Source organism: Variovorax sp. 20P10.2.4 (assembly GCF_058244205.1).
The window spans coordinates 1-3,997 of record NZ_JBZAYE010000646.1; the positions used below are offsets into that span (position 1 = coordinate 1).

5 protein-coding genes are annotated in these 3,997 nt (G+C 69.9%); 2 read left to right on the forward strand and 3 right to left on the reverse strand.

The window, feature by feature from the left end:
* The coding region (locus tag AC27VN_RS34885; protein WP_490879560.1) for a hypothetical protein at positions 1-373 on the forward strand (373 nt) is incomplete at its 5' end.
* Between the two features lie 262 nt (positions 374-635).
* The gene (locus tag AC27VN_RS34890; RefSeq protein ID WP_093353424.1) at positions 636-1,754 is read left to right on the forward strand and encodes a 3-deoxy-7-phosphoheptulonate synthase; all 1,119 of its coding nucleotides are present in this window, start codon (positions 636-638) and stop codon (positions 1,752-1,754) included.
* Between the two features lie 4 nt (positions 1,755-1,758).
* Here AC27VN_RS34890 and AC27VN_RS34895 read toward each other — a convergent pair whose 3' ends face one another.
* From AC27VN_RS34895 to AC27VN_RS34905, 3 genes are all read right to left on the reverse strand, one after another.
* Positions 1,759-2,265 carry a cupin domain-containing protein gene (locus AC27VN_RS34895; RefSeq protein WP_490879561.1) on the reverse strand — a complete coding sequence of 169 codons (507 nt, stop codon included), beginning with the start codon at positions 2,263-2,265 and terminating at the stop codon, positions 1,759-1,761.
* Positions 2,266-2,278: 13 nt separating this feature from the next.
* Positions 2,279-3,580 (reverse strand): hypothetical protein, encoded by a 1,302-nt coding sequence (locus tag AC27VN_RS34900; RefSeq protein WP_490879562.1) that lies wholly within the window; start codon positions 3,578-3,580, stop codon positions 2,279-2,281.
* A 14-nt stretch (positions 3,581-3,594) separates the two neighbouring features.
* The coding region (locus AC27VN_RS34905) for a glutamate ligase domain-containing protein (RefSeq protein WP_490879563.1) at positions 3,595-3,997 on the reverse strand (403 nt) is incomplete at its 5' end.

The window sequence follows — 3,997 nt, forward strand, 5'->3', positions numbered from 1 at the left end:
CGGCATGGACGCCCAGGGCAATGTCGTCGATTCGTCGAAGGTCGAGGCCGGCAGCGGCCGCACCGTCAAGGGTCTCAACGGCTACGAGGGCGAGATCACCGGCAACCCGGCGCGCAACAGCAAGTTCGCCCGGCTGCAGATCGGCATGAGCGCCAAGCAGGTCACCGACCTCGCGGGCCAGCCCACCGACCAGGGCGCCTACGTGACCGGCAAGGCCTTCATCCCGTTCTATTTCGGCAGCGACCGCCATCGCTTCGAGATGACCTACAAGGGCCAGGGCCGCCTGATCTTCGCGGGCGGCGGCATGGGCGACTACTCGAGCGGCAACCTGATCTGGATCATCCACAACGCCAACGAGTCGGGCTACCGCTGAGCCCGCACCGAGGCGCCGGCCCGCCCGGCGCCAAAACAACGAACGCCCGGCCTCCAAGCCGGGTTTTGTTTTTCCGTGCTACATTCGCGCCCATGTCCGCCGCTCTCCGCGCCTATTTCTTTGCCTACTTTTGGTTCCCGGTTTCCGGCGGACGAGAGGCGAGCGCGTAAAGCAGACAGGCACCCCTCCCAGAACCGCCGGCGCAAGCAGCCCCGGCGGTTTTTTTATGCCCTGACGATATTCAATCCAACAAGGAACCCTCATGAGCACGAACACTGCCCCGGCCAGCGAGAGCTGGTATGCGAGCGTCGAAAAAACCAGCAAGACCGACGACGAACGCATCAAGGACATCAACGTGCTCCCCCCTCCCGAACATCTGATCCGCTTCTTCCCGATTCGCGGCACGCCGGTCGAAACGCTGATCACGGGCACGCGCCGCAACATCCACAACATCATGGGCGGCAAGGACGACCGTCTGCTGGTGGTGATGGGTCCTTGCTCGATCCACGACCCGGCCGCCGCGCTCGACTACGCGCGCCGCCTCAAGGTCGAGCGCGAGAAGTACGCCGACACGCTGGAGATCGTGATGCGCGTGTACTTCGAGAAGCCGCGCACCACGGTCGGCTGGAAGGGCCTGATCAACGACCCCTACCTCGACGAGAGCTACCGCATCGACGAAGGCCTGCGCATCGCGCGCCAGCTGCTGATCGACATCAACCGCCTGGGCCTGCCGGCGGGCAGCGAGTTCCTCGATGTGATCTCGCCGCAGTACATCGGCGACCTGATCGCCTGGGGTGCGATCGGCGCGCGCACCACCGAGAGCCAGGTGCACCGCGAACTGGCCTCGGGGCTGTCGGCGCCGATCGGCTTCAAGAACGGCACCGACGGCAACATCCGCATCGCCACCGACGCCATCCAGGCCGCGGCCCGCGGCCACCATTTCCTCTCGGTGCACAAGAACGGCCAGGTCGCGATCGTGCAGACCAACGGCAACCGCGACTGCCACGTGATCCTGCGCGGCGGCAAGGCGCCCAACTACGACGCGGCCAGCGTCGAGGCGGCCTGCAAGGACCTCGAGGCGGCCAAGCTGCCGCCCACGCTGATGGTCGATTGCAGCCATGCCAACAGCTCGAAGCAGCACCAGAAGCAGATCGACGTCGCGAAGGACATCGCCGACCAGATCGCCGGCGGTTCGCGCCGCGTGTTCGGCGTGATGGTCGAGAGCCACCTGCAGGCCGGCGCCCAGAAGTTCACGCCGGGCAAGGACAAGATCGCGGGCCTCGAATACGGCAAGAGCATCACCGACGCCTGCCTGGGCTGGGACGATTCGACCCAGGTGCTCGAGACGCTGTCGCAGGCGGTCAAGCAGCGCCGCGGCTGATCGTTCAGATCAGCGCGGCGAGTTCGGGCCAGTGATGGCGCACCGCGGCGGCCTCGTCGCCGTCGGGCGCCATCAGCGAGAAGTCGGCGAAGTCGAAGCCCGGCCCGACCATGCAGGCGACCAGCGTGAAGTCGCCCGCCGAATGGCTTTCGATCGGCCGCGCGGCCTGCCACTGGCCCGCCGGCACCACGTGCTGGGGTCGCGTGCCGTGCACGTCGACCGGCCCGAGCCGCGCATGCGCCGGCGCGGTGCGCAGCGCGGCATCGCAGGTCCACAGTGCCAGCGGCACGCCTTCGAGATGCACCCAGACCTCGTCGGACAGCACCCGGTGCCAGCGCGAATGCTGGCCGGCTTCGAGCAGGAAGTAGATGCTGGTGAGCGCGCTGCGGGCCGCGCGCTCGTCGGCGGGACGCACTTGCACGGCGGAGCGGAACACCTCGCGGTACCAGCCGCCCTCGGGATGCGGCTGCAGCCCCAGCGTGTCGATGAGTTGGGTGGCGCGCTGGGTCATGGTGGGTCCTCGTTCAGGGTGTGGCCGGAAAGTGCCAGCCGGCCAGGTGCTTCAGGTCGCTGGCCTGGCCGCCGGGAATGCGTTCCGGCAGGGGCTGGGCATGCGATGGCGCCGGCACGCCGACCGCGATCCGCGTCACGCCGGTGGTCTTGCCGAGCCCGGCGACCCAACTCTGCCAGCGCTCGCCGTTGCGGCGGTCGCGAAAGCCGATGCCGGCGATCTGCTCGGCGGTGGGCGGCGTGGGCGAGAGCAGGTCCAGGTATTCCACGCGGCCACGCACGATGCCGCGATGATCGGCCTTCACTTCGTGGCAGTAGGCGGCGGTCCACAGGTCTTCGCGCAGCCGCACGGCATGCACGTCGCCCGCGGCCGGCGGCCCGGGGATCGACTTGGCGCGCGCGCCGGCGGCGGGCTTGCGCCGAACCGGCTCGGCGACCTCGGCGGGCGGTTCCTGCCTGGGACGTTTCAGATGGCCGAACAGCCGCGCCACCAGAGACTCGTCGAGGCCATCGGCCGCGCGCCACCAGCCCAGCGGGGCCGGTGCCTCGACCTTGGTGGAAGGGCGCTGGTCGCGTTCGACGGCGGTGGTCCAGCGCGTGAAGAGGCCCGGATGCTCGGGCGTCTGCATGACGCCGAGCGTGGCCAGGGCCTCGAGCACGGTCTCGCAGCGGTAGGGATTGTTCACGCGCAGCAGCTTCGCGTCCTTGAGCGCCGTACGTGCCTTGCCGTAGCGCGTGTCGGCCGGCAGGGCGCGCAGCAGGTCGAGCAGGCGATGGAAGACCCAGATGTCGCGCGGTGTAGGCCGCGGCCAGCCATCGGCCGGGCCGGTGGCTTCCAGCGCGAGCAGGCCTTCGACCGGTCCGCCGGTGCCCCAGCCCGCGCCCTGCAGGTGGCGGAAGTAGGCGCGCAGCGTCGGGTCCGCGCGCTCGTCGCGGTGGAAGCAGACGCGGCAGCTGCCGCCGCCCATGGCCGCCATCGGATGCGCCGGCATCGCGAGGCCGAGGGCGGTGGCGGGCAGAACAGTGAGCCAGGCCAGGTCGCTCGATGTCATCGAGGCGACGAAGGCATCGGCCGCGCGGCGCAGGTCGACGCCGGCCGCGGCCTGTCGCAGGCGGTTCACCGCCTCGTCGTGCGGGATCGCGACGAAGCGGTTGGGCGCGAGGCCCGCGTCGGCCAGCGCCTGCCGCTCGGCCTCGCTGAAGGTGTCGGGAATGCGGTGGCAGTGGTTGCCGTCGGCGTCGAAGTAGCTGTTGCCGTTGTCGTACACGCGGCGCAGCAGGCCGAGCAACGTGTCGTCGGGTGCCATGGCCGCCATGCGCGTTCTCTCTTTCAGGCGATGCCGTCGCGCAGGGCCTGCAGCAGCTTGTCGTGCACGCCGCCGAAGCCGCCGTTGCTCATGCAGACGATGTGGTCGCCGGGCCGCGCCGTGGCGACCAGTTGGCCCACCAGCGTGCCGATGTCGCCAGCCACCCGGGCGCGCTCGCCCATCGGGGCCAGCGCCGCGGCCGCATCCCAGTCGAGCCCGGCCGTGTGACAGAACGACAGGTCGGCCGACTCGAGGCTCCAGGGCAGTTGCGCCGCCATCACGCCGAGCTTCATCGTGTTGCTGCGCGGCTCGAAGGCCGCGAGGATGCGCTCGCCCCGGTGGCCCGCGGCGTCGAGCTTCTGGCGCAGGCCGTCGAGCGTGGTGCGGATCGCGGTCGGATGGTGGGCGAAGTCGTCGTAGACCGTG

Bases quoted from the DNA above. Each gene is read 5' to 3' on its own strand.
- AC27VN_RS34890 (WP_093353424.1), top strand. From the start codon at position 636: ATGAGCACGAACACTGCCCCGGCCAGCGAGAGCTGGTATGCGAGCGTC.
- AC27VN_RS34895 (WP_490879561.1), bottom strand. From the start codon at position 2,265: ATGACCCAGCGCGCCACCCAACTCATCGACACGCTGGGGCTGCAGCCG.
- AC27VN_RS34900 (WP_490879562.1), bottom strand. From the start codon at position 3,580: ATGGCGGCCATGGCACCCGACGACACGTTGCTCGGCCTGCTGCGCCGC.